General features: G+C 46.9%; 28 protein-coding genes. 11 read left to right on the top strand and 17 right to left on the bottom strand.

Annotation, left to right across the window (positions count from 1 at the left end):
• Window positions 1-51: 51 nt before the first annotated feature.
• Complete coding sequence (gene fabZ / locus AUL54_RS12855) at window positions 52-477, bottom strand: 3-hydroxyacyl-ACP dehydratase FabZ (protein WP_003151242.1); 426 nt, start codon at window positions 475-477, stop codon at window positions 52-54.
• Between the two features lie 195 nt (window positions 478-672).
• Here fabZ and AUL54_RS12850 point away from each other — a divergent pair, with 195 nt between their 5' ends.
• Window positions 673-1,737 (top strand): tetratricopeptide repeat protein, encoded by a 1,065-nt coding sequence (locus AUL54_RS12850; RefSeq protein ID WP_060964081.1) that lies wholly within the window; start codon window positions 673-675, stop codon window positions 1,735-1,737.
• A 20-nt stretch (window positions 1,738-1,757) separates the two neighbouring features.
• Here the strand turns inward: AUL54_RS12850 and AUL54_RS12845 are convergent, their stop codons facing one another.
• From AUL54_RS12845 to spoIIID, 4 genes are all read right to left on the bottom strand, one after another.
• Window positions 1,758-2,579: a flagellar hook-basal body protein gene (locus AUL54_RS12845; RefSeq protein WP_060965099.1), complete on the bottom strand. Its 822-nt coding sequence runs from the start codon at window positions 2,577-2,579 to the stop codon at window positions 1,758-1,760.
• 24 nt (window positions 2,580-2,603) lie between these two features.
• Window positions 2,604-3,401, bottom strand: coding sequence for a flagellar hook-basal body complex protein FlhO (locus AUL54_RS12840; RefSeq protein ID WP_047475848.1), 798 nt, complete (start codon window positions 3,399-3,401; stop codon window positions 2,604-2,606).
• 159 nt (window positions 3,402-3,560) lie between these two features.
• Complete coding sequence (gene mbl / locus AUL54_RS12835) at window positions 3,561-4,562, bottom strand: cell shape-determining protein Mbl (RefSeq protein WP_016937680.1); 1,002 nt, start codon at window positions 4,560-4,562, stop codon at window positions 3,561-3,563.
• A gap of 179 nt (window positions 4,563-4,741) precedes the next feature.
• Window positions 4,742-5,023 (bottom strand): sporulation transcriptional regulator SpoIIID, encoded by a 282-nt coding sequence (spoIIID, locus tag AUL54_RS12830; RefSeq protein ID WP_003151236.1) that lies wholly within the window; start codon window positions 5,021-5,023, stop codon window positions 4,742-4,744.
• A 332-nt stretch (window positions 5,024-5,355) separates the two neighbouring features.
• Between spoIIID and AUL54_RS12825 the strand changes: the two genes are divergently transcribed.
• On the top strand, window positions 5,356-5,769 hold the full coding sequence (locus AUL54_RS12825; protein ID WP_016937679.1) for a MarR family winged helix-turn-helix transcriptional regulator: 414 nt from the start codon (window positions 5,356-5,358) through the stop codon (window positions 5,767-5,769).
• Between the two features lie 24 nt (window positions 5,770-5,793).
• The gene (locus AUL54_RS12820; protein ID WP_045926376.1) at window positions 5,794-6,990 is read left to right on the top strand and encodes an MFS transporter; all 1,197 of its coding nucleotides are present in this window, start codon (window positions 5,794-5,796) and stop codon (window positions 6,988-6,990) included.
• Between the two features lie 35 nt (window positions 6,991-7,025).
• On the opposite strand, the gene AUL54_RS12815 is transcribed toward AUL54_RS12820, so the two are convergent.
• From AUL54_RS12815 to AUL54_RS12805, 3 genes are all read right to left on the bottom strand, one after another.
• Complete coding sequence (locus tag AUL54_RS12815) at window positions 7,026-8,480, bottom strand: NCS1 family nucleobase:cation symporter-1 (RefSeq protein ID WP_060964080.1); 1,455 nt, start codon at window positions 8,478-8,480, stop codon at window positions 7,026-7,028.
• A 165-nt stretch (window positions 8,481-8,645) separates the two neighbouring features.
• Window positions 8,646-10,010, bottom strand: a complete 1,365-nt coding sequence (locus AUL54_RS12810) for an MFS transporter (RefSeq protein WP_060964079.1) — start codon at window positions 10,008-10,010, stop codon at window positions 8,646-8,648.
• The gene (locus tag AUL54_RS12805) at window positions 10,007-10,573 is read right to left on the bottom strand and encodes an isochorismatase family protein (RefSeq protein ID WP_060964078.1); all 567 of its coding nucleotides are present in this window, start codon (window positions 10,571-10,573) and stop codon (window positions 10,007-10,009) included. The genes AUL54_RS12810 and AUL54_RS12805 overlap by 4 nt, the downstream gene beginning before the upstream one ends.
• Before the next feature lie 252 nt (window positions 10,574-10,825).
• Between AUL54_RS12805 and AUL54_RS12800 the strand changes: the two genes are divergently transcribed.
• Together AUL54_RS12800 and AUL54_RS12795 are read left to right on the top strand one after the other, a co-directional pair.
• On the top strand, window positions 10,826-12,037 hold the full coding sequence (locus tag AUL54_RS12800; RefSeq protein ID WP_060964077.1) for an ammonium transporter: 1,212 nt from the start codon (window positions 10,826-10,828) through the stop codon (window positions 12,035-12,037).
• Between the two features lie 17 nt (window positions 12,038-12,054).
• Window positions 12,055-12,405 carry a P-II family nitrogen regulator gene (locus AUL54_RS12795; protein WP_014419080.1) on the top strand — a complete coding sequence of 117 codons (351 nt, stop codon included), beginning with the start codon at window positions 12,055-12,057 and terminating at the stop codon, window positions 12,403-12,405.
• 53 nt (window positions 12,406-12,458) lie between these two features.
• On the opposite strand, the gene ftsW is transcribed toward AUL54_RS12795, so the two are convergent.
• Window positions 12,459-13,613 (bottom strand): putative lipid II flippase FtsW, encoded by a 1,155-nt coding sequence (gene ftsW, locus AUL54_RS12790; RefSeq protein ID WP_060964076.1) that lies wholly within the window; start codon window positions 13,611-13,613, stop codon window positions 12,459-12,461.
• A 164-nt stretch (window positions 13,614-13,777) separates the two neighbouring features.
• On the opposite strand from ftsW, the gene AUL54_RS12785 reads away from it, so the two are divergent.
• Complete coding sequence (locus tag AUL54_RS12785; protein WP_045926371.1) at window positions 13,778-14,353, top strand: undecaprenyl-diphosphatase; 576 nt, start codon at window positions 13,778-13,780, stop codon at window positions 14,351-14,353.
• Window positions 14,354-14,369: 16 nt separating this feature from the next.
• Here the strand turns inward: AUL54_RS12785 and AUL54_RS12780 are convergent, their stop codons facing one another.
• Together AUL54_RS12780 and AUL54_RS12775 are read right to left on the bottom strand one after the other, a co-directional pair.
• Complete coding sequence (locus tag AUL54_RS12780; protein ID WP_060964075.1) at window positions 14,370-14,792, bottom strand: VanZ family protein; 423 nt, start codon at window positions 14,790-14,792, stop codon at window positions 14,370-14,372.
• Window positions 14,793-14,883: 91 nt separating this feature from the next.
• Window positions 14,884-15,753 carry a stage II sporulation protein SpoIIQ gene (locus AUL54_RS12775; protein WP_016937669.1) on the bottom strand — a complete coding sequence of 290 codons (870 nt, stop codon included), beginning with the start codon at window positions 15,751-15,753 and terminating at the stop codon, window positions 14,884-14,886.
• A gap of 138 nt (window positions 15,754-15,891) precedes the next feature.
• Between AUL54_RS12775 and AUL54_RS12770 the strand changes: the two genes are divergently transcribed.
• Both AUL54_RS12770 and AUL54_RS12765 read left to right on the top strand, forming a co-directional pair.
• Window positions 15,892-16,383 carry a GNAT family N-acetyltransferase gene (locus AUL54_RS12770; RefSeq protein ID WP_101605593.1) on the top strand — a complete coding sequence of 164 codons (492 nt, stop codon included), beginning with the start codon at window positions 15,892-15,894 and terminating at the stop codon, window positions 16,381-16,383.
• Window positions 16,380-16,832, top strand: a complete 453-nt coding sequence (locus tag AUL54_RS12765) for a DUF5362 family protein (protein ID WP_060964073.1) — start codon at window positions 16,380-16,382, stop codon at window positions 16,830-16,832. The genes AUL54_RS12770 and AUL54_RS12765 overlap by 4 nt, the downstream gene beginning before the upstream one ends.
• A gap of 31 nt (window positions 16,833-16,863) precedes the next feature.
• Here AUL54_RS12765 and AUL54_RS12760 read toward each other — a convergent pair whose 3' ends face one another.
• Window positions 16,864-17,301, bottom strand: coding sequence for a DUF5392 family protein (locus AUL54_RS12760; RefSeq protein WP_060964072.1), 438 nt, complete (start codon window positions 17,299-17,301; stop codon window positions 16,864-16,866).
• A 220-nt stretch (window positions 17,302-17,521) separates the two neighbouring features.
• Between AUL54_RS12760 and cls the strand changes: the two genes are divergently transcribed.
• The 3 genes from cls to xynA all read left to right on the top strand — a co-directional run bounded on the left by cls (window position 17,522) and on the right by xynA (window position 20,600).
• On the top strand, window positions 17,522-18,970 hold the full coding sequence (gene cls / locus AUL54_RS12755; protein WP_060964071.1) for a cardiolipin synthase: 1,449 nt from the start codon (window positions 17,522-17,524) through the stop codon (window positions 18,968-18,970).
• Between the two features lie 137 nt (window positions 18,971-19,107).
• Window positions 19,108-19,494 (top strand): DUF5362 family protein, encoded by a 387-nt coding sequence (locus tag AUL54_RS12750; RefSeq protein ID WP_060964070.1) that lies wholly within the window; start codon window positions 19,108-19,110, stop codon window positions 19,492-19,494.
• 464 nt (window positions 19,495-19,958) lie between these two features.
• Entirely contained in the window at window positions 19,959-20,600 is a 642-nt protein-coding gene (xynA, locus tag AUL54_RS12745) for an endo-1,4-beta-xylanase XynA (RefSeq protein WP_060964069.1), read from the top strand.
• 289 nt (window positions 20,601-20,889) lie between these two features.
• Here xynA and AUL54_RS12740 read toward each other — a convergent pair whose 3' ends face one another.
• From AUL54_RS12740 to AUL54_RS12720, 5 genes are all read right to left on the bottom strand, one after another.
• Complete coding sequence (locus AUL54_RS12740) at window positions 20,890-21,294, bottom strand: Rrf2 family transcriptional regulator (protein WP_045926364.1); 405 nt, start codon at window positions 21,292-21,294, stop codon at window positions 20,890-20,892.
• A 140-nt stretch (window positions 21,295-21,434) separates the two neighbouring features.
• Window positions 21,435-23,144 (bottom strand): urease subunit alpha, encoded by a 1,710-nt coding sequence (gene ureC / locus AUL54_RS12735; protein ID WP_060964068.1) that lies wholly within the window; start codon window positions 23,142-23,144, stop codon window positions 21,435-21,437.
• Window positions 23,141-23,515, bottom strand: coding sequence for an urease subunit beta (ureB, locus tag AUL54_RS12730; RefSeq protein ID WP_060964067.1), 375 nt, complete (start codon window positions 23,513-23,515; stop codon window positions 23,141-23,143). Before ureB ends, ureC begins: the two co-directional genes overlap by 4 nt.
• Window positions 23,512-23,829 (bottom strand): urease subunit gamma, encoded by a 318-nt coding sequence (gene ureA / locus AUL54_RS12725; protein WP_016937659.1) that lies wholly within the window; start codon window positions 23,827-23,829, stop codon window positions 23,512-23,514. The genes ureB and ureA overlap by 4 nt, the downstream gene beginning before the upstream one ends.
• 350 nt (window positions 23,830-24,179) lie before the next feature.
• Window positions 24,180-24,368 carry a CsbD family protein gene (locus AUL54_RS12720; protein ID WP_016937658.1) on the bottom strand — a complete coding sequence of 63 codons (189 nt, stop codon included), beginning with the start codon at window positions 24,366-24,368 and terminating at the stop codon, window positions 24,180-24,182.
• Window positions 24,369-24,416 lie beyond the last annotated feature (48 nt).

Genomic DNA, 24,416 nt, shown 5'->3' with positions numbered 1-24,416 from the left:
TCACCCCATTCTACACGAAATGGGCTTTTTTATAAGCCCATTTGTTTATTTTTATTCTCCGAGCGCAAAGGTTAATTCGGCTTCACACACGAGCTCGCCGTCAACTTTGGCAACGCCTTTTCCGCGTCCGATCGTCCCGCGTGCACGTGTAATGTCCACTTCAAGCTCCAGCTTGTCACCCGGTTTTACCTGCTTTTTGAAACGGCAGTTATCAATCCCCGCAAAAAACGCGAGTCTGCCTCTGTTTTCTTCTTTAATCAGCATCGCCACAGCTCCGACCTGCGCCAAAGCCTCTACGATTAATACGCCCGGCATAACAGGGTATTCAGGAAAATGGCCGTTAAAAAAATCTTCATTCGCCGTCACATTTTTATATCCCGCCGCCCGTTTTCCTTCTTCGACTTCCGTAATTCTGTCTACCAGAAGAAACGGATAGCGATGGGGAATAATTTCTTTAATTTGCTGAGTATCAAGCATTCTCTTGACATCTCCTTCATCGACAATAGTATGTATAGAAGGTATAAGTGGTAACCAATCTGTACATTTGGAAGTATATTATGAATCAATTTCTTTTTCAACCGCGCTATAAACTGTAACCAGCTGGCAATGAGCCTCGTCCATTAATGTGTTATGATAAATAAAGATTTTTATCCTAAGCAAAGAGGTTGGAAGATGATTGCTAAGTTTACTGAGAAACGCACGCTGGTGATGCTGAATGAGTGGTATGACGCCATGGGAAAACGCCAATTCGATCTAGCCCGTTCCCTTCACGAACAAATCAATCAGCATCTCCCCAAATTACAAAAGAATGCAAAGCTCAATCTTAGATATCAGCTGTTTTTTGCACGGTTTCAGCTGCTATTTGAGAAAAAGGACGGCCTGAATAAACTGTTCTGTGAGCTGAAGCGGCGCAAAGATGAGATGGATCATGAATTAACTTATTATTTCCATTTTTTTAAAGGATTATTCCATATGGTGAACGGCACTCCGAACCGGGCTGTCTGCCGCTTTAAAGAAGCCGAACAGTACCTGCCGGCCATCCAGAACCGTATTGAAGCCGCTGAATTTTATTATAAAACAGCGGGTGCTTATTACATGATGAAGTCGCCTCCGCTTTCCATTCAATATGTCAACAAAGCGCTGAAGATCTATCAAAATGAATTCGGCTACATCAAAAAAACGCTCAGCTGCCAGCTGCTTCTCGCCGTAAATTACATAGACGAGGCACGCTATGAAGACGCTGAACAGCTCTTCAATGAATCCATAAAAATAACAGACCGCATCAATGACAATAACCTGCTGTGCCACGCTTATTACAATTTTGGTTTTTTAAAGACCGCTCAGAAAAAAGATAAAGAGGCGCTTCCTTTTTACAAAAAGGTATTGGGCAATCAGCGTTTTGAAAAGGAGTCTCCCGTTTCCTACCTTCATTGTGTATACGAAGCGGTCAGAGCACTTTTTAAAACCGGATGCCCCGCCGAAGGACAAACCGTGCTGCAGAAAGGATTATACATAGCTGACAAAGTGCAGAGCAACATCATGAAACTGAAGCTGGCCGCGCTCAAAACACTGTATACCTCTCAGGAGGATCCGTACGACCGATTGCAGAAGCTCGTGCTGGAGCTGCAGAAAATTGAAGCGTGGGTGGATTTGGAAGTGCTGCTTCAGGATATTACGGATTACTACAAAAAAAAGGGCGATTTTGAGAAAGCCGCATTTTTCATCATGCGCGGCTGATCAAAACGCCCCTTCTTTTATTATCTGACTGAGTTGATTAAGCCCAGCATTTGGTCTCCCAATGTAATCGTGCGGCTGTTCAGCTGGTAAGAACGCTGCGACACGATTAAGTCGGTCATTTCCTTAGACATATCGACATTTGAATTTTCAAGCGCCCCCTGCTCCATACCGATCTCCTGCCGGTTTGCGCCGGTCAGCTCTTCAATCGCTGAAGCTCCCGCACCGTTTACGGAAAACAGATTATCCCCTTCCGCATGAAGCGCCTGAGGGTTATTGACATTGACGATGCCGAGATTAAACGTCTGGGAACGGGTCCCTGCCTGGTCTGAAGCTGTCAGAGTTCCGGTTTTGCTGATTTTCAGCTTAGTCAGCGAGCTGTCAATTTGGATGGGCTGACCGTTCTCATCGAGGATGGGATTGCCTCCCGCCGTCATCAGCTGCAGAACCCGGTTATTTCCGCCGGCCGGCTTGAGGGTGAGTGAGCCGTCCCTTGTATACACCCGCCGTCCGTCCGCTTCTGCCTGGAGATATTGATATGGTGATGTGAACGCGATATCAAGGTCACGGTCGGTTTTTTTGATGCTTCCCTGCCCTGAATCCAGCTGCGGCGTCATCATCGCTCCGGCGCCGAGACGCAGGCCGGGCGGTGTTTTCCGCATGTTCGGCGAATTTTCCTTTTTATCATCTATTTGATCATACTGCTGCCTGATCAGCTCGGAAAAGCGGGAGTCCCTCGCTTTATAGCCTGTCGTATCACTGTTTGAAAGGTTGCTGCTGACTGTATCCATCTGCTGCTGAAGCTGGTTTAAGGCTGTTGAAGCCGTCAGCATTGATCTGAGCATCATAATTGAACGTCCCCCATTTTATTACACTTTGCCGATTTCATTTGCGGCTTTATCCATGCTTTTATCGTAAGCCTGAATGACTTTCTGATTGGCTTCAAATGATCTGTATGCTTCCGTCATTTCTGTATACGTGCTTGTCACGTCCACGTTTGAAAGCTCCGAGACGCCTTGTTTTAAGGTATACGAGACTTGGGGATTCGCCGCCGCACTCGGCAGTTCAGAGCCGTCGGCCGTGCTGTATAGGTCATTGCCGTCCCGTTTCAGATTGCGCACGTCTTCTTCCATTCTGATGTCAATCTGCCCTGCCGGCCGGCCGTTTGTTGTGACCGTGCCGTTTTCTGATACGGTGAATTTTTCATTGTCGACTGTAATCGGCTGTCCGTTTGTTGATAAAACAAGATTTCCGTTTATCGTAAGCTGATTGTTTTCATTTAATGAGAAAGTGCTGCTTTTTGAGTAGCGGACGCCGCCCGCAGTCTGAACCGGATAAAACAGTTCGGCATTTTCATTCGTTTCGGCATTCTTGGGAACTTGATTCTCCATAAGCGCGATATCCGTCGGCTGATCGGTCGTTTTCAGGCTTCCCTGCGTGAACAATGGTTTCAGCTCCTGCATGTACACGCCTGTGTTGACGGAACCGATTTTCGTTTTTTTGTCGCCTTCTATTCGGCTCAAAAGCATTTCGGGAAAGGCGCGGATTGAACCTTGATCCTCTTTGTACCCTGATGTATTCGCGTTTGCGATATTATTTGACAGCATTTCCGTTCTTCTCTGCTGTGTAATCATTGCGGACGTTGCGGTATATAATCCTTTTAACAAGTCTTCCACCTCTGAAATAGCATGATTTCCAGTTGCCTAACCGGAACATTTGTTCTATAATGAAGATCAGCATTTTTTCTTATTATCGGATTTACATTCCCTTTCGTGAAGGGTTTTACAGAAAAAACCTCATTCTTTTTCAAGAATGAGGTTTTATGATCAGCTCAGTTTGCGTTTTGGAAGCTTGTCCATGTTATCAAGCATGACGCCGGTTCCGACCGCAACACAATCCATCGGATTCTCAGCGACAAGAACAGGCACCTTCAGTTCTTCGGCAAGAAGCTGGTCAAGTCCATTTAAAAGCGCTCCCCCGCCGGTAATGATGACGCCGCGGTCGATGATATCGGCGGACAATTCAGGCGGTGTTCTTTCAAGAACCTGCTTGGCAGCCTGCACAATGACGGCAACTGATTCACGAAGGGCTTCTTCCACTTCTTTGCTGTTTACTGTAATCGTTCTCGGCAGACCGGAAACCATGTCACGGCCGCGAATGGTGATTTCTTCATGACGTGCGTCTGGGAAAACCGTTGCGACCTTCACCTTAATATCTTCAGCGGTACGCTCACCGATCAGCAGCTTGTACTCGCGTTTGATATAATTTAAGATTTCCATGTCAAACTTGTCCCCAGCCATCTTAATAGAAGAGGAGGTGACAATATCGCCCATAGAAATAACTGCGATATCCGTCGTGCCGCCTCCGATGTCAACAACCATGTTACCGCTCGGCTGGAAGATTTCCATACCTGCGCCGATAGCGGCAACTTTCGGTTCTTCTTCAAGGTACACATGCTTTCCGCCGCTTTTTTCTGCGGCTTCTTTAATCGCTTTTTGCTCAACGGACGTAATATTCGTCGGGCAGCAGATCAGCATACGCGGTTTTGAGAAAAGTCCTTTTACATTCAGTTTATTAATGAAGTGTTTCAGCATGGCTTCTGTTACTTCGAAGTCTGCGATTACGCCGTCTTTCAGGGGACGGATCGCAACAATGTTCCCAGGTGTACGTCCAACCATTCGTCTGGCTTCTTCGCCGACCGCCAGCACTTTGCCGCTGTTTTTATCAAGCGCCACAACGGACGGCTCATTCAGAACAATTCCTTTTCCTTTTACATGGATCAGTACATTTGCAGTACCGAGGTCAATTCCAATATCCCTTGCAAACATCTATTTATATCCTCCTTGATATCTGTTTCACAGTAAAATATCCACATTGTTCCCTAATTATATATATTATCATAATTTATCAAAAAAAAGCTGCTGAACGAGATAAGTTCTTGACAAAATTTTGCGGATATTCGTGAAACCGCCAGGAGGAAAAAAAGGGAGCCGGCAGACGTCAGACGCTACGGCTGCTGAACGGGCTCCCCTTCTAGAATTTCATCTTTTTTGTACTTTAATTTCGTCGCCTCTCCCCCTCTTAAATGTCTGATGGATTTATGATAATCGAGTATTTCTTTTACTTCATTCGCCAAGTCAGGATTGATTTCAGGCAGGCGCTCTGTCAGATCTTTGTGTACGGTACTTTTGGAAACACCAAACTCTTTCGCAATGACACGAACGGTTTTTTTCGTCTCCACGATATACTTGCCAATCTTGATTGTTCGCTCTTTGATGTAATCGTGCACACCACTCGACCTCCCCAGTTGGATGTGAGAAGTGTGAAATGAGATCCGTATTCTGTAACAGATTCACTGATGATGCAGCTTCTTTGTTGTCCGATTATATAAGAAGGTTTTTGAAATATGCCCACGATCCCTCACCTCAAACACTCTCTTTGATAGGTTTGTAACAGTGTATTAGCAATGAATTGGGAATATGCTAAAAACTCAATAAGGACAAGGGACGGATCGCAATTTTCTGCTTTTTGAACGGGGGGCTTTACATCCGCGCGATCCTGCTGTAGAATGAAACAGCGCAATTAGTTACTTAGGTAAGTTTTTTGAAAAGGAGAACGGAAATGATCCCCGTCAACAGACGCCTCATTCATCAAATCAATCAATGCGCCCGCCTGATTACGAAGAAAGCCAATGAGCGGCTGGAACCATTCGGCCTGTACTCCTCTCAATGGTCAATCCTATATTGCTTGAAAACGATCGGACCGATGACCCAAAAAGAAATCTGGTCCTATCTGAATGTGGAGGCGCCGACCGTTACCAGAACGATCAAACGCCTTGAAGAAAACGGCTGGATTCAGCGGGAACAGGGAGAAGACAAGCGGGAAAAGCTCGTCGTCTTGACGAAGGAAGCTGAATTGAAATATGACTGCATCAATCAAGAGATGCTGAAGTTCGAGGAAGACATGCTTGCGGATTTCCAAGATGGAGATAAGGAAGCTTTTTCTGAGTTTCTGAATGTGTTTTTAACAAAATAAAAAAGAAAGGGAAGTGCTGTACTTTTGAGTAAATCTGACTCGATCTGGACCAAAGATTTTATTATGGTCGTACTCGTGAATTTATTTGTCTTTGTGTTCTTTTATACATTTTTGGCCGTGCTGCCTATCTATATGATTCAGGAGCTTGGCGGCAGTGAATCGCAAGGAGGGCTTTTGATCAGCCTGTTCCTGTTATCTGCTATTATTACCCGTCCTTTTTCAGGGTCGATTATTGAACGGTTCGGCAAGAAAAGAATGACGATTGTATCTCTGGCGCTGTTCGCCCTGTCTTCTTATCTGTATTTGCCGATACACAATTTCTATCTGCTGCTCGGACTGCGTTTTTTCCAAGGCATCTGGTTCAGCATTTTAACGACGGTCACGGGTGCAATTGCCGCTGACCTTATTCCCGCCAAGCGGCGCGGCGAGGGACTCGGTTATTTCGCGATGTCTATGAACCTTGCCATGGCGATCGGTCCGTTTCTCGGGCTGAGCCTTGTGAAAGTCATTTCATTCCCGGTTTTCTTTACGATTTTTGCCGTGTTTGTTTCTTTAGGCTTGTTAATCGCTTTCATGATTCGCGTGCCGGATCAAAACAACAGCGGAACGACTGTCTTCCGTTTTTCTTTCTCCGACATGTTTGAAAAAGGCGCGCTTAAAATCGCGATTGTCGGGTTGTCCATTTCTTTCTGTTATTCAAGTGTGACTTCATATTTATCCGTTTATGCAAAGACGATCCATCTGTTGGATGTCAGCGGCTATTTCTTCGTCTGTTTCGCCGTGACGATGATGGCCGCCCGTCCTTTCACAGGAAAGCTGTTTGATAAAATCGGGCCGGGAATCGTCATCTACCCGTCGATTATCGTGTTTTCCGCAGGGCTTTGCATGCTGGCGATGACAAACAGCGCCCTCATGCTTCTCTTATCCGGCGCCGTCATCGGTCTCGGCTACGGCTCTATCGTACCGTGTATGCAGACTTTGGCGATTCAGAACTCGCCCGGACACCGTTCAGGCTTCGCAACGGCTACCTTCTTCACTTTCTTTGACAGCGGGATTGCCGGCGGGTCCTATGTATTCGGCCTCTTCGTCGCTTCGGCCGGATTCCATTCGATTTATCTGGCAGCAGGGCTGTTCGTCCTGATTGCTTTACTTCTGTATGGCTGGAGCCAGAAAAAAAGAACGCCGCTTGAAGCGGACGGAAACGTTTCAATCGCAGACTGATATGACAAAAAGCCGGGGGAAGCCCCCGGCTTTTTTTATTCTGCCGCTCTTTCCCGCACCATTTGTCCCGCCGCTTTCGCATAAGGCGGATGGAAATACATAAGCGCCGTATAACCGAGACATGACACAATCACACCCGCGAACCAGGAAATATCGTAGATGCCGGCGAACGCCGGGACGTACATCCCGATTAAGGAGATAAACGCGCCGAGAAAGGTCGCGGCAAAGGCCCGGTAATTATAGCCTTTGTAATAAGTGTACTGTCCGTTTTCCGAATAAAGGTCTTCAACTGAAAGCTGTCTTTTTCTGATGAGAAAATAATCAGCCATCATGACCCCGGCTACCGGTCCGAGCATCCCGCCGATGAGTCCGAGAAACGCATATACATTCGTGGCGCTCTCCATCAGCTTCCAAGGTATTGTGAACAGGGCCAGAACGGCGGTCAGATACCCTCCCCTTCTGAACGTAATATATTTCGGCAGGGCATTCGCCAAGTCATAGGCCGGTGACACGATGTTTGCCGCCACGTTGACCGAGACGGCGGCGATGCAGAGTGTGATGACCGAAAGAGCGATAACGAAAGGATTATCAAACCGGGCCAAAATCTCCACCACATCCCAAATCGGTTTCCCGAATGCTACCTGTGAACCGGATGTCACCGTAATGCTTGCAAACGCAAACAGGGCAAACGTTCCCGGCAGGCCGTAAAACTGGCCGCGAATCTGTTCTTTTTGCGACGCGGCGAACCGGGTGAAGTCAGGAATATTCAGAATCAATGTCGCCCATATTCCGATAATGCCCGTTACTCCGGCTGCAAACGGCCAAAACGTTTCAGAAAAGGTATGAAATTTTCCCGGCTGTGAGTAAATCGGACCGAGCCCGCCGGCAATATCTATCGCCCACCAGACCATGCCGCCGAATACGAGATAAACAAGCGGGCCCGCCCATACTTCAAATTTTTTGATTGATTCCATGCCGTGCCGCAGCACAAGCAGATGAATGCCCCAAAAGAAAATAAACGACAGAAAGCCCGGCAGATGAAGTCCGAGTATATTCCAATCTCCGCCGAGGCTTCCCCAGCCCGGCCATATGTTCAGCAGCAGAATGTTTAAAGCTGTGCTCCCGGCAAATGTTTGAATTCCGAGCCACATAATGGCCGTAAACGCCCTGAGAAGCGCCGGAATGTTTGCGCCGTATATTCCGTAAGAAGCCCTGATGATGACCGGAAAGGGAAGCCCGTATTTCGTTCCGGCATGTCCGTTTAAGGCGAGAGCGGCGAATAAAATGAGTGATGCTGTCACGATAATGGCGAGCACCTGCCACGGAGAAAGGCCGATCGCAATGAGCCCGCCTACAGTCGCATAGGTCGGGATGTTATGAATGCAGCCCATCCAGATAGATGCAAAATTCACCGCTTTCCATGTCCGTTCTCCTTCTTCTAAAGGCAGTAAATCTTTGTTGCTGAGCCGATCATTCGTTGGTTTTTTCATCTTCACCCTCCTGTATGTACGGTTTCCTCACATATCATGTTAAAGAATATAACTGAAAATTCCGCAAATAACATTGGGCGCTATCGACAATTTTCGTTTTGATTTTTGAGCACATTGCACATAAAAAAAGAGACGGGGAGTACCCGTCTCTTTTTGATGCGGCTGTTAAGAGGCCTTTTTGAGAAGAACTGAAAACCGGAACGCCATCAAAAGGCTTACGGCGCCGACAATGATAAGAATCGTGCCGAGCATATGAAAATGGCCTGCGGTTATTTCTTTTCCGAAAAGAATGCCCAAAATGACGGAAGATAAGATCGAACCGAGATACCGGCAGGTCTGAAACAGGCCGGACGTTGTTCCGACCATGTCGGCTGGACTTGTTTTCAGCATGGCCGCCTGAAACGTCACATTGCCGAAGCCGTAACCGACACCCAGCACAGACAGAATCAGCCCTTTTCCTATCATAGGCGCCTGAAGGAAGAAGAACGTTAACAGGACCGCCCCGATCGCGGTCAGGCAGGTTCCGGCAACAATCGGCTGAAGAACCCCTTTCTTATCTATCCATTTTCCGGTCAAAGGCGACACCAGGATGCTCATGCCCGACATAAACAGCATAATCATTCCGCTTGTCTGAACGGACAAATGCATTTCATCCTGAAAATAGCTCGGAAGCCCGAAAAAGATGCAGTAAAAGAATATATTCAGCAGAATAAATTGAATATACACCGACGATAGTTTCCGATGCGTTTTAAACAGCCTGACATCAATAAACGGCTTCTCCGTTTTCAGCTCGCGCCAGATAAACAGCCCGACAAACAAAAGCCCGAATATACCTTCTGTATAATGGGGCTTCGTACTGAAGGACAACAAAAATGACAAAAGCAGAATAATCGCCCCGGCAAACAGGAGTATCCCGATCGTATCAAGCTGGCGGAGCACGGCTTTCAAGCCGCCGATCTCGCGTTTTTCATCTTTCGGAAACATATACATCCCGAGAAAAAAGCTGAGAATGATAAACGGCAGATTGACGAAAAAGATTGCCGGCCACCCTCCCCAAACGATCAAAAAACCGCCGAGTGTCGGACCGAGCGCCGTCATGGCTGAGGCAAAGATCGACAGGACGGCAAGCGCCGACGCCTGCTTCTCCTGTATATTCGAACGGATCAATCCGACGCCGGACGGATATATCGCGCTGCTTCCGATCGATTGAAACAATCTCATCATTAACAAAGTCATGAAAGTCGGCGCAAACGGCGCGCCGACGGCCGAAACGGCAACAAGCAGAAGCCCGATCAAAAACAGCTTCTTCCTGCCGAGCATATCACCGAGCTTTCCGGTAACAGGCTGCGCCACCGCACTGGCCAGATAAAAGGACGATATCAGCCAGGACACCGTTGTAAACGACAGGCGAAATTCATGCTGAATACTGTGAAGCGCAAGAGAAATCATCGACGAGTTCAATGGGTTCAGCATCGTCCCCGAAGCCACGGCTGTTAAAAACAGAACGCGGCTTTTTTTGGAGATTGTCATTTGGTCTCTTCGATGAACTCTTCCGTCGTCCGGCTTCTGCCGATTTTCGGGAAGATAAACTTGAGTGTCGCTTCATGCTGTTCATCGCTGAACGTCGCCATCGCGTCAGTTATGAAAACTTGCTGATACCCGAGCTGAAAAGCTTCCCGCGCCGTGCTTTCCACACCGATGTTTGTCGCAATCCCGCATAATACAATCGTGTCGATTCCCCGTCTTCTGAGCTGAAGATCAAGATCAGTGCCGAAAAACGCGCCCCACTGCCGCTTTGTCACCGTATAATCATCTTCTTTCACTCCGATTTCAGGCACAAATTCAGCCCAATCCGCCGCCGGAGCCGAATGGCCCGCCGCCCCTTCATCCGTCAGCGGCTTCAGCGCATCAGCCCCGTCATGAAAATCAACGTTCACAAAGCTGATAAAACCGCCTTTTTCCCGGAACACATCAATTAATTTTTTCGCGTTCGGCACAACGGCCCCGCTTTTATCCATCGGCACAATGCCTTTTTGTAAATCAATAAGGACCAAAGCCGTTTTTTCAAATTGCAGATTCAATGATGTTGTCATATTCAATTCCTCCTGATGCAGTTAGTGTTTCTCACCCCGATTATTTTACTCTTTCCCGGACAGGATTTCTTCTTCGGTGCTCCGATGCTCTTTTTATGGATATAAAGTCACATGACGTTCATTTGAAAAGCGACATGATGAACGCAAAAAACCATGTTAGATAACCTTACACGAAAATGTTTTATCATTCTTTTTTCTCTATAATAATGAATTAATCACAATTACATTCTGAATGAGACGGAGGAATACAACATGCAGATGGGCGATACAGTATTTATGTTCTTTTGCGCTTTACTCGTGTGGCTGATGACCCCCGGGCTGGCTTTATTTTACGGCGGAATGGTAAAAAGCAAAAATGTGCTCAGCACGGCGATGCACAGTTTTTCTTCCATCGCCATTGTATCCGTCGTTTGGGTTTTGTACGGATATTCACTTGCTTTTGCTCCCGGCAATACATGGCTTGGCGGCATTGAATGGGCGGGGCTGAAGGGAATCGGCTTTGCCCCCGGAAGCTACAGTGATACGATCCCGCATTCATTGTTCATGATGTTCCAAATGACATTTGCAGTCCTGACGACGGCGATTATTTCCGGAGCATTCGCTGAACGCATGAGATTCAGTGCTTTTCTTTTATTTTCCTTTTTGTGGGTTTCCCTCGTATATACACCCGTTGCGCACTGGGTATGGGGCGGCGGCTGGATCGGCCAAATGGGCGCCCTTGATTTCGCAGGCGGAAATGTTGTTCACATCTCTTCCGGAGTTGCCGGACTCGTTCTGGCGATTGTCCTCGGGAAACGCAAGGACGGCACGGCGGCTTCTCCTCACAATTTAATTTATACGTTCTTGGGCGGGGCGCTCATTTGGTTCGGATGGTTCGGCTTCAATGTCGGCAGCGCCCTGACGCTTGACAGTATCGCGATGTTTGCTTTCATTAATACAAACACCGCAGCTGCGGCCGGAATTATCGGCTGGATTTTAATCGAATGGATGCTGAACAAGAAACCGACTATGCTGGGCGCTGTATCAGGCGCTATCGCCGGACTTGTCGCCATTACGCCGGCTGCCGGGTTCGTTACGCCGTTTTCTTCCATCGTGATCGGTTTTATCGGCGGGCTTGTCTGCTTTTGGGGCGTGTATTGGCTCAAAAAGACTTTCGGATACGATGATGCACTTGACGCTTTCGGCCTGCATGGAATCGGCGGGACATGGGGCGGCATCGCGACCGGTTTATTCGCGACCACTTCCGTCAATGACGGCGGGGCAAACGGGCTGTTTTACGGCGATCCGGGACTGCTTTGGAAACAGGTTGCGGCCATTGCGGCAACCTATGTATTTGTATTTATTGTCACTTTCGTTATCATTAAAATTGTAGGTCTCTTCATTCCCCTCCGCGCCAGTGAAGAAGAAGAATCACTCGGGCTTGATTTAACGATGCACGGGGAAAAGGCATATCAGGACTTATAAAGTGAGGAGTGACTTAGATGAGCGGTCAAATGTTCAAGGTAGAAATCGTTACGCGTCCGGCTAAGTTTGAAACATTGAAGCAGGAACTCGGTAAAATCGGAGTCACATCGCTGACTTTCTCCAACGTACACGGATGCGGCCTTCAAAAAGCCCACACCGAACTGTACCGCGGAGTCAAAATTGAAAGCAATGTGTATGAACGGCTGAAAGTGGAAATCGTTGTCAGCAAGGTCCCCGTTGATCAAGTGGTGGAAACGGCGAAAAAAGTGCTGAAAACGGGAGAGCCCGGCGACGGCAAAATATTTGTCTATGAAATCGGAAACACGATTAATATCCGCACCGGAGAGGAAGGACCAGAAGCTTTATAAACATACAGAACGCCCGGAGACAGCATGTCCCGGGCGTTTTTTTTCGGACTTCATTAAAAAGAAGAAGCCTTTTTTTCATGCGGGACAGGCCGCTTATGCCGTACGGTTTGTTTTTTTGAATATGTACTGATATTGACCAGTATGCCGCACAAAAACAGCGTCATAATCAATGAAGAACCGCCGTAGCTGATAAACGGCAGCGGCACACCCGTAACCGGGAGGAGTCCGCTCATCGCTCCCAAATTCAATACAACCTGAAACATCAATTGAAACGTAATTCCGATGGCGAGAAGCTTTCCGAACGGGTCATCAGCACGCATGGCTGTTTTTACGCCGAGAAGCATTAACGCGAAATATAATCCCAACACGATCAGAACACCGAATATCCCCAGTTCTTCGCTGATCACGGCCATAATGAAGTCAGTATGCGCCTCAGGCAGGTAATTCATTTTTTCAACACTGTTCCCAAGTCCTCTTCCGAAAAATCCGCCTCCGGAAATGGCAAAATAAGATTGAATCAGCTGATAACCGTCCCCGTTCGCGTCACCAAACGGATTGGTAAAGGAAACAAGCCGCTTCACACGATAGGAAGCGGAAAATGCGAGATAAACGACTCCCGACACCGCCGTCGCGCCGAGCACGAGCAAATGGCGCTTTTTCAAGCCGGCACATAATAAAATTGACCCGCACGCCGCCAGAATTAAGGAAGCCGTCCCTAAATCAGGCTCTGCCAATGTCAGCAGAAAAGCGGTTCCCAAAATGACTAAAGGCGGCAGTACCCCCTTCACAAATTGATGAATGTACGGCTGCTTTTTCGTGTAAATCGCAGCGAAATACAAAATCATCGCGATCTTCGCCAATTCAGACGGCTGTATGACAAGCGGCCCCGCTCCCAGCCATCTGCGGGAAAAATTCCGCTCCAGCCCGATTCCCGGTATCAATACGAGCAGCAGCAACACCAGCGATCCGACCACAAACAGCGGTACAAGCCGGGCATACCGCTTATACGGCAGACAGGCTGCAAATAAAAATAAGCATATTCCGAGCAGCAGAGAGGTTCTCTGTTTATGGAAGAAATAGGATGGATCTCCGTATCGCTGAGACCCCATCACATCACTGGCGCTGTACACCATTAACAAACCGAATCCGCAAAGCAGCATGATGACAAACACAAGCGGCAGATCGGCGTTTTTCAAACGTTTCAGCAACGGACAAAACTCCTTCGGCTATTCTTTTCCCTCATACTTGACGCACAGTAATACAGTCACGTTTCATTCTGTTTACTTTTTTATAATTATTTTTAATACCAATTGTGTCTCATAGAAAAAAGCATTACACTGTTCATATAAAATAAAGATAAAAGGTGATATTTGTGAATTACGAACTGTTTAAAGCGATCAATGGTTTGTCGCACCATAGTGCCATTCTCGACTCTATCATGGTATTTATAACGGAATACGCCCTTTACGCCTACGCCCTTTTCCTGCTTGCCATGTGGCTGTTTGGAAACACAAAAGGCAGACAAAACGCCCTGTACGCCGGCTTTACCGGCATTGCGGCGCTTATCGTCAACTACATCATCACAAAAATCTATATCGAGCCGCGCCCCTTTGTCGATCATACGGTTCATACGCTGATCCCTCATGCCGCGGATGCGTCTTTTCCGAGTGACCATACGACAGGCGCTTTGGCCATTTCAATTGCGATTCTGTTCCGCAACAAAAAACTCGGCTGGCCGCTAGTGATTTTCGGCCTTTTGACCGGCTTCTCAAGAATTTGGGTCGGCCACCACTATCCGATTGATGTACTCGGAAGCATTATCGTTTCCCTCGTTGTCGGATTCCTGCTGTTCAGATTTTCAAATGTGCTTCGTCCGATTGTCGACCTGATCGTGCGAATCTACGAAAGTATTGTTCATAAAAACAAATCGACAAACCATAACATATAAAAAAAGCCGGCGTCTTTCACAGACTGCCGGTTTTTGTATGTTTGGCGGTATGTTTTTTCCTTTGTAAAACACAGAATACAGCAATGCCGAGACTGTCAATCAGCACATCGCGGAGGCAGCCGTTTCTGCCGAAAAAGAGCTGGATGATTTCTGTCAGGAAGGCGGCGGCCAATGCATAGAGCACCGCCCTCTTCATGCGTCTGCGCTCTCTGAAAAACAAACCAGTGAGCACAAAAAAGGAAAACGCGTGCCCGAGCTTTTGAATCGCCGCTTCAGGTACGGTGAGCTCCGCCATATCGAACACAAAGAAACCGGATGCATCCGGATGGGGCGTGAAACGGAAGGCCATCGTCTGCGTCACAATCATATCGTGAAAGCTTTCAGTCAAAGCAGAAATGAAAATAAAGACGAGCCATCCCGCCGCCAGACATTTATTCATTCAGCATCTCCCTCGTTTTCTATTAGTATAAAGGCACATGAGGCAAAATGAAAAGCGCCTATCAGAGCTGATAGGCGCTTAGGGATCACAGTTACTTGCCTGAATCTTTCATTGAACCGTCATCTTTACCATCTGTCTTGTCTTTTGTGCCGTCTTCTTTACCGCCGGGTTTTTCCTCGGTTTCTTGTTTAGGCGTCACATCTTTTTTCTCGGAAGACTGCTGAATGGATCCTTCCGTTTCTTCTGTTACAGCGTTTTTCTCTTCAGCTGCCGCTTTTTCAATAGATGTTACCGGTTTGTCCATAAAGTTCAGCGGATTCATCGCAACGCCGTCTTTGCGGATTTCAAAGTGCACGTGGTTTCCGCTTTCTTCACTGTAAAGGTTTTTTCCTGATTTTCCGATAACCTGGTTCTGCTTCACTTTGTCGCCCTGATCGACGCTGACTTCAGATAGAGACTGATAGACAGTAGACAGGCCGTCTGAATGTTCAATTTCAACCACATATCCCAGTACCGGATCTTTAGCAGCTTTCACAACCGTACCGCTCAGAGAAGCGGAAACGTCAAATGATTTTCCGTCTTTCTCAGCTAAGTCAATTCCTTTACTTAGGCTGTACGTGTTATTATAGTTAACAAGTGCTGCTTCTTTCTCTTTTTTTGCGGCATTCGTTTCATAAAACTTTTTCACAACAGAAACATTTTCAGAATGAGCAGCCGGCATTGCGACGTTTTCCATTGACTTTCCTACTTCGACGGCATCGTCTTTGCCGCTGTCATACGCGGAGTTTCCGCCGTTATTCGTCAGATTGTCCTTCACATCATTTGAAACGGATTGATACCAAAGGACAGCTGTTAAAATGACGGCCGCACTGACTAAGTAAATTGCAGGGAATATCCAGCGTTTGCGAAAGAACCGCTGAAGTTTTTTGACTTGAGAAGTTTTCTTTTCTTCCTCTCTCATTTGTTCATCACCTCAGCAACATTCTGAACACTTTTCTGAAAATATATACACATCTTAAAAAAACTTTTTTGGAAGTAGTATGTGCAGATTGCTCTTAATTATGTAATGAAATGTGAAGGGAGATCCCGGAATATGAATTTGACCCTGCGCAAAGCCGTATTGGAAGATTTAGATGCGGTTGTGTCTATATACAACTCGACGATCGCCTCACGGATGGTCACGGCTGATACGGAAGAAGTGACACCCGAAGACCGGATGGATTGGTTTTTGCGGCACACGGACAGGCGCCCGCTGATGGTTGCGGAAGATGAAAACGGAAAAGTGGCGGCCTGGATCAGCTTTGAAACGTTTTACGGCCGTCCGGCCTATGACAAAACGGCGGAGATCAGTATTTATCTGCATCAGGATTGCCGGGGCAAAGGAGCGGGAAGCTTTCTGCTGAAAGAAGCCCTTGCGATGGCTCCGAAGATCGGCATCCGTAATCTGATGGCTTTTATCTTCGGCCATAATGTGCCGAGCATTAAGCTGTTTGAAAAATTCGGTTTTACCGAATGGGGCGTATTCCCGGGTATCGCCGAAATGGACGGAAAACGATATGACTTGAACATTTTAGGGAGAGAACTGTCATGATCAGCATCGATAAAGAAGAAAAAGACGGTAACCAGCCGCTCAATAAAAAAGCCCGTTCCCTTGCCGACATCGCCAAGTGGGGAAAAATCACCGCCGTGTTTCTTATCATTACGGGCTCTCTTTCCGCCCTGTCAGCCATTGTGACGCTGCTCGGAGCCATACCGGGTGTTTTGCTCATCATTTCCGGCGTCATGCTGATGCGCTCGGCAAAAGCCGCAGCCGCCCTTCAGGAAGAATCAGAAGAAAACGCGGAAGAAAATATGCTCGAACATTACGCATCCTTTATCAAAATGCAGTTTTTTTACGCGGTATCGAGTGTGGCATTGGGCATTATCGCTTTTATTTTATTCGTCATTTTCGCTGTCATCGGAATTGTGGCTTACCACAGCACTGATACGCATGACGCGCCTGATTCATATTACTATGAGAACGACCCTGTGTTTGAATGACAAAAAGAGCTGATCGCGCGTCAGCTCTTTTTTAATACAGCATCTCTTTTTTCCGGTCTTCTTCTGTTAAAAATTCAATAAAGCTTTTCATCGCAAACGGCTCCTCCGCTACCAATCGGGTATAGGCGCTTTTCCGTTCCTCGGATAGAATATTGCTTTTTCTGATTCTGTTCAGCATATACAGGCGGATCGTTTTTTGCACCTGTTTCCGCTGGTAGCCGGCTTCTTTAAAAAACGCAAGACCCAGAGCCGCAAGGAGTGCAAAAATGCCGGCCGACACGAGGGCTCCTCTCCCGGAAGGGGCCTGAATCAAAAGCGATGCCAGATGAAACAGACTAAAAGCGGCGAGCGGGAAAGCGAGAAAACGGTAAATGATGCTTTTTTTCATCAGCGGTGCGATGGCGATTTGTATTTTCTGAATTTCTTTTTTTATGAATCCCGGCAATTGTTCCGCATGTTCCAGCTTCATACCCTCTCCCCTTTGCTGTCATTTTTGTCTTCTTTTTCATATATGCTTATTCTACCGCACCCGGAACTTTCTTTGAAAGAAAACTGCATCCATCTTTGATTCCGGCTCTTTATTCTTTTAAAATGTCAATGTTATAATTTGAAATGGGAATCAGATTGCTGCACTTGTCGGAATACTAATGGGCACAGTCTTGATAAATATGATATAGCGGGGTTGCAAAGTGAGCATTTCATTTATTTTATTCGGATTTTTTTTCGTTTTAAATATACTTTTGGCCGTCATCATGATTTTCAAAGAAAGACGCGACGCCAGCGCTTCATGGGCCTGGCTCTTGGTTCTTTTTTTTATTCCCATTTTAGGGTTTATTTTATACCTGTTATTCGGCCATAACCTGAGACGCAAGCACCTGTTTCAATGGGAAGACCGTAAAAAGATCGGAATTGAAAAGCTGCTGAAGTCTCAGCTGAAAGATCTGAAGTCGAGGCAATTCCAATTTAACAACAGGGCGACCGTGGATAATAAGGACCTCATCTATATGCTTGTCATGAACAACCACGCGGTTTTTACAGAGGATAATTCGGTTGAGATTTTAACGGACGGGCGCGATAAGTTCAAACGTTTAATGAAGGACATTTCCAACGCAAAAGATCACATTCACCTTCAATACTATATTTATAAAGGTGATGAGCTGGGAAAAAAATTGCGTGACGCCTTAGTGAAAAAAGCACAGGAAGGCGTAAAGGTCAGAGTGTTATATGATGAACTCGGTTCACGATCACTCAGAAAAAAATTCTTCAAACCGCTGCGGGACGCCGGCGGCTATGTGGAAGTCTTCTTTCCTTCCAGGCTTCGGCCGATTAATTTGCGGCTCAATTATCGGAATCACCGCAAGCTCGTGATTATTGACGGCGAAACCGGCTATGTCGGCGGCTTTAACGTCGGAGATGAATATCTCGGCCTGAATCCGAAATTCGGCTATTGGCGGGATACGCACCTCAGGCTTCAAGGCACGGCGGTCCATGCCATTCAGACACGGTTTATCCTCGATTGGAACCAAGCCTCCCATCACCATACGCTCACTTACGTTCCGAATCATTTTCCGGAATGCGAGCCAAAGGGCAATGTCGGGATGCAGATTGTCACAAGCGGACCGGATTCAGAATGGGAACAAATTAAAAACGGCTATATCAAGATGATCTCAACGGCGAAACGGTCGATCCTGATTCAGACGCCTTACTTTATTCCTGACTCCAGTCTTTTAGACGCCCTCAGGATCGCCTGTCTGTCAGGCATCGACGTCAAAATCATGATCCCGAACAAACCGGATCACGCTTTCGTTTACTGGGCGACTTTATCTTACATAGGCGATCTTTTGAAAGCCGGGGCCTCGGTCTACATTTACGATAACGGCTTTATTCATGCGAAAACGATTGTCGTCGATGATGAGACGGCTTCGGTCGGTACCGCGAATATCGACGTCAGAAGCTTCAGGCTTAATTTTGAAGTCAACGCCTTTATTTATGACGTCACCATCGCGAAAAAGCTCATTTCCTCATTTAAAGAAGATCTGCTCGTCTCCAGAAAATATACGTATGAAGAATATCAGGAGCGTTCGCTGCGGATCCGCATTAAAGAATCGGTTTCAAGGCTTCTGTCGCCGATTTTGTAATTCCTGGGTGCATCCCGGGAATTTTATCATATAGAAACAGATGCACGGCAGAAAAAAAACACATTTTATATTCAAAAGAATGACCGAATAGTGTATAAATGAAAAGTGAGTATTTTTTTGTAAAGGAGTGCCATGTTTTGAAACCTGAATCAGTAAATCGTTCGCTTATTTCTATTTCGAAATGGGGAAAAGCGACAGGTATTTTATTCATTATTATGGGCGCATTTGCGGCGCTGTCAGGTGCGTTTTTCTTCTTAATCGGAGCCATTCCCGGCGTTTTGCAGATTATTGCCGGCATTTTTCTGATGCGCTCGGCAAAAGAAGCGGGACAGATGGCGGAACAGTTCAATGAACTGACAGAGGAACATATGCTGGAGAATTACGCAAAATTCGTGAAAATGCAGGGGATCTACCTCATTGTAACGATCGGCCTGTCCGTTCTCGGCATCATTCTCTTCATTGTCCTCATGACGTTCGGCATTGTTGACGGTATGTTTGATAACATTGATGCAAATACATATTAAAAATCCCGGCGCGTGAGCCCGGGTTTTTTTCTTATTCGGCTTGCAGCTTTGCCTTTTCTGCCTTTTAACGAGGCTGACCATTCCTCTGCAGGTTCTCAAAATGCCATTGTCCGCCGCAATATCATAAGCAGATTTCCCTGTTCAGTGAGCGGCTTATCGGCGATTAAATCCCCTCTTACATCGAATACAAAGTAAAACATGACAGATGACTCCGTCAGATTCAGAAACAAGAATTGTGATTCTGCGAAAAAAGAATAAGGCTATGGCGGAACAGGACCGCCCATAATGTATTTTTTGGGCCTTTGTAATTAAATTACAAATACTCTTAATCTTCACTTATGCATTCGTGATATGATATTGAAGGGAGCGATCAAAAGCTTTGGCGTTAGTCATTAAGAATGTTTTAAATATATACGGGTGCTGCCTCACGTCAACGTCAGAAAAAATAGTATAGGAGGTCACATATGTTTAAATTTAAAAAGAAGTTCTTAGTTGGATTAACGACAGCTTTAATGGGTATTAGCTTGTTTTCGTCAACCGCGTCTGCTGCCGGTACAGACTACTGGCAAAATTGGACTGATGGAGGCGGAATCGTAAACGCTGTCAATGGGTCTGGCGGGAATTACAGTGTTAATTGGTCCAATACCGGAAATTTCGTTGTTGGTAAAGGCTGGACGACAGGTTCCCCATTCAGGACCATAAACTATAATGCCGGAGTTTGGGCGCCGAATGGCAATGGATATTTGACTTTATATGGCTGGACGAGATCACCTCTCATCGAATATTATGTAGTGGATTCATGGGGTACTTACAGACCTACCGGAGCGTATAAAGGTACTGTAAAAAGTGATGGAGGTACATATGACATCTATACAACGACACGTTATAACGCACCTTCCATTGATGGCGATAACACTACTTTTACGCAGTACTGGAGTGTCCGTCAGACAAAGAGACCAACTGGAAGCAACGCTGCAATCACTTTCAGCAATCATGTTAACGCATGGAAGAGTCATGGAATGAATCTGGGCAGTAATTGGTCTTACCAAGTCTTAGCGACAGAGGGATACCAAAGCAGCGGGAGTTCTAACGTAACAGTGTGGTAACACATTATCTTTAATCAGGGGCAGCTAACGGGCTGCTGATCGTTCCTTGAGAAATTTTAAAATCATTATGATTGTGAGTGCTAAGAGGCGACGGTCTTTTAGTTGGACTCCCGATATGGAGCCAAAACCGCAGCCTCTTGATCTTTTACATTTGATGCATGTCTCCGATGGCTGTCATTTCATGCCTGCGTTCCTTCGCTTCTATCATAACGGCTTTTCCGCTGTTCTTTTCCTCCTTATTCCTGTAACCATTTTCATTACATCTCAAACGACATGAAGCCATCTCTTTTTAACAAAAGAGATGATTCATTACATCATAAAGAGATTTGTTCGCCAGTTCATTCTCCATTGCCCGCTGTACGCTTCCGAACGTCTCATCAAGCGCGCGCTGAATATTTTTGCCGACCGGACAGTCCGGATTCGGATTGTCGTGAACCGCAAAAAGCTCTTCCTTATTTTGTACCGCCCTGTAAACCTCTAAGAGGGTAATCTCCGACGGATCTTTTTTCAGGCTGGCTCCCGCAACACCTGCCCGGGATGTCAGAAGACCTGCTTTTTTCAGCTGGCTGATCGTTCTCCGCACTACGACGGGATTGGTGTTTACGCTGTCCGCAATCATATCTGACGATGCCCGTTCATCCGTTGAGATCAGCGAAAGAATGTGAATGGCCACAGCAAGACGGCTGTTAATCATGTTTTTCACCACCGGTGTAACCACAATAGTTACATTTCATTTGTTTTTCAATTATTAATATACACTAAAATACGCGGCAGTATGAAATCAAGTTGACAATAGAGGTGTAAATAGGCCGGCGGAAACCGGCCGGAGAGGGATTAAAATAAAAAATAACGCTGTCCGAGCGGAACATGGCTGACAGGCTGGCATGCCAGTTCTTCTCCGTCGGCGAACACCTGATAGGTTTTCGGATCGACTTGTATATTCGGCATTGCGTCATTCAGCTTCATGTCGAGCTTACTCAGCTTGCGGATATTCCGTACGGGGGAAATCATTTTTTCAAGCCCGAGCTTTTCCGGTACACCGTTTGCGATACCGGCCTGGGACATAAATGTTATAGACGTATTGCGGTTCGCTTTCCCGTAGGATGCGTACATCTGGCGCATAAACACAGGCTCAGGCGTCGGGATAGAAGCATTCGGGTCTCCCATCTGGGCGCGGGCGATCATGCCCCCTTTGAGCACAAGTTCAGGTTTGACGCCGAAGAAAACCGGATCCCACAATACGAGGTCAGCGAGCTTTCCTTTTTCAACGGAACCGACTTCATGACTCAGGCCGTGAGTGACGGCAGGATTGATCGTGTATTTGGCGACATAGCGTTTGGCGCGCACATTATCATTGCCGCTTTCTCCTGAAAGAGCGCCTCGCTGCTTCTTCATTTTATCGGCAACCTGCCATGTCCGGATAATCACTTCTCCCACCCTGCCCATCGCCTGCGAGTCAGATGATGTCATGCTGATCGCGCCGATATCGTGCAGAATATCCTCCGCCGCGATGGTGGCCGCTCTGATGCGTGAATGACTGAACGCCACGTCTTCAGGGACTTTTGAATCTAAATGATGGCAGACCATCATCATATCAAGATGCTCGTCCATCGTGTTGACCGTATACGGAATCGTCGGCGTCGTAGAGGACGGCAGGATATTGGCGTAAGAAGCGAGTTTCATAATATCAGGTGCATGGCCTCCGCCGGCTCCCTCTATGTGATATGTATGGATAACCCGGTCGCCGATCGCATCAAGCGTATTTTCTAAAAAGCCCGCTTCATTAATCGTGTCTGTGTGGATTGCCACCTGAATATCCGCCTCATCCGCGACTTCCATGCACGCTTTAATGGCGCTTGGCGTTGATCCCCAATCTTCATGCAGCTTCAGGCCGATCGCGCCGGCTTCTGTCTGTTCAATGAGAGGCGCTTTATCAGAGGCATTCCCTTTCCCTAAAAAGCCGACATTGATCGGAAACTGCTCAGCCGCCTCCAGCATTCTCGCCATGTACCATGCGCCGGATGTACAGGTCGTCGCTTTACTTCCCGTCGCAGGGCCCGTTCCGCCGCCCAAAAGCGTGGTCACGCCTGAAGAAAGCGCGACTTCCATCTGCTGCGGGCAGATGAAGTGGATGTGCGTATCAACGCCGCCGGCCGTTACGATTTTTCCTTCGCCGGAAATGACTTCTGTTCCGGCGCCGATGACCATGTGCGGGTCCACCCCATCCATAATATCCGGGTTGCCGCTTTTCCCGACGCCGACAATCCGGCCGTCCTTCACCCCGATATCCGCCTTGACGATCCCTGTATAATCCAAGACGACGGCGTTTGTAATGACCAGGTCAAGCGCTCCGTCTTTCCCGGTGATACGGCCGTTTTGCCCCATGCCGTCCCGGATTGTTTTTCCTCCGCCGAAAATCATTTCTTCTCCGTAATTCGTGAAGTCTTTTTCGACTTCAATCCATAAATCCGTATCTCCGAGTCTGACTTTGTCTCCCGTTGTCGGTCCGAACAGCTCTGCGTATTGCTCACGTGACATTTTCATCGGATCGCTTCCTCCATCCATCCGGCTTTTTTAAGATTCGACAGAGTCTTTTCTTTTCCCCGCTCATCCATATACGTATCGGCCATGCCGTTCAGGCCTCTGACCGTTTTTCGTCCTCCGATTTCCACGAGTGTGACGGTCTTCTCTTCTCCCGGTTCAAAACGGACTGAGGTGCCTGACGGGATGTCAAGACGCATGCCGATTGCTTTCTCACGATTAAAGGACAGGGCGCCGTTGGCTTCCGCAAAATGAAAATGCGACCCTACCTGCACTGACCGCGTTCCATGATTGGTAACTGATACTTCCAGCGTCTTTCGGTCTTCGTTAATGGTGATGGTCCCTTTTGCGACTTGAATGGCTCCCGGCTTCATGACTTCACCTCCGCTTTGATCGGCTGATGAACGGTGACAAGCTTGACCCCGTCCGGAAACGTCGCTTCCACCTGAATGCTGTCCAGCATTTCCGGAACGCCTTCCATAACGTCTTTTTCCGTCAATACGCTGCGGCCGGATTCCATCAGCTCAGCGACGCTTTTTCCGTCTCTGGCGCCTTCCATCAGATAACAGGTCAAATATGCGGCAGCTTCAGGATAATTCAGCAGAACGCCGCGCTCTTTCCGCTGTTTTGCGAGCTCTCCCGCTGTGAAAATAAGCAATTTTTCTTGTTCAACCGGTGTCAATTTCATCTGTATTCCCCCTTAGTGATAGTCAAACGCAATCCACATGGTCATACCGAAACGATGCAGGCGATTACCACCCCCTTCACCTCATGAAATGTTAAGTAATAAAAAGTATTCGACGGTGAACGGCCTGATTCCTTTTGCGGAAATTTCAGATTTCTTATTTTTTTAAACAAACGTTTAATCAAATGTGAAAAAAGATCACATTCTTTGTGAATATTATAAAGAAATTACCGCATAATTTATAGAATATTTAAAAATTTAGTGAATATTAACCAATCGAACTGGAATTTTTGTCATTTCTCATAACAAAAAGCCCAAAATATTTTGGGCTTTTGCTTTGTTTCAATATCAAATTAATCGTCACTGAGTTTATCTTTCGTTTCACCGACACCCTTTTGCAGGCTGCCTTTCGCTTTGTCCTTCTTCCCTTCAGCTTTTAAGTCGGACTTGTTTGCCATGTCACCTGCTTTGTCCTTCGCTTCCCCTTTCATTTTGTTCATGCCGCCTTTTACTTTGTCTTTTAACCCGTTATCTTGACTCATATCTCTTCAGCTCCTTTTTTGTTTTGTGTACTTGTTTTCTTCCCTTTC

The organism is Bacillus sp. SDLI1, from assembly GCF_001553895.1.
Lineage (GTDB): Bacteria > Bacillota > Bacilli > Bacillales > Bacillaceae > Bacillus > Bacillus siamensis.
Note: the sequence above shows the minus strand (reverse complement) of the source record. Positions and strands in the feature narration are given on the sequence as shown.